Origin of the sequence: Vibrio sp. 2CM40D, assembly GCF_023161825.1 — a bacterium.
Classification (GTDB): Bacteria; Pseudomonadota; Gammaproteobacteria; order Enterobacterales; family Vibrionaceae; genus Vibrio; species Vibrio alginolyticus.
Window position 1 is genome coordinate 1 of record NZ_JALNTL010000038.1, and the last position, 611, is coordinate 611.

The window sequence follows — 611 nt, forward strand, 5'->3', positions numbered from 1 at the left end:
GGCGTTATACATTTGGAGCAATATGAAACTTATACAACTAGAAAATATGCTCTACAAGGCGACCAAATCAATAATAGTAAGGTTGTCGTCTGAGTTTCCGCAGCATCACTTCTATTACGTAGCTTTGGTCACAACTGGAGAGGGGCATCGACCTATATTTTCGGCTTGGTCTGACGAACTGTTGCAAACCGAAGCTTCATCCTCTGAAGACCAAGAAGAAATAAAATGGTCATATGTAGACTCACCGTTGTTTGGTTTCTGCGATGAATACTTCTCGGATGTTGAACTACTTTTGGACAATGTGAGCGCTGAATGTGGTTTTAGTGAAGAGACTACGGCAGTTCTTTTATCTGCGATGGAGTCGACTCTTAAGCGCTTGGATATTGAAGGTTATTTAGATAGCTTAAATTGTCGAAATAAACTTTATATCAACGCAGAAATCATGCCGCCAGACGCGACAAACGTTGAACGAGCATATAGGTTAAATCCGCGTGAGTCCTTAGATAGTTGGCTTCGAGAGGCGGCGGAATAAATGTATAACAAATTGTTCAAGAGTGATTCGGCACGCGTGGCATTTTTACTATGCGTTGGTTTTAGTGGTTAAGGTGTTA

General features: G+C 41.4%; 1 protein-coding gene. It reads left to right on the top strand.

From position 1 onward, the window contains the following. On the top strand, positions 1-532 hold a 532-nt coding region (locus MTF70_RS24305; protein ID WP_240354759.1), incomplete at its 5' end, for a DUF4303 domain-containing protein. Between the last annotated feature and the right edge of the window lie 79 nt (positions 533-611).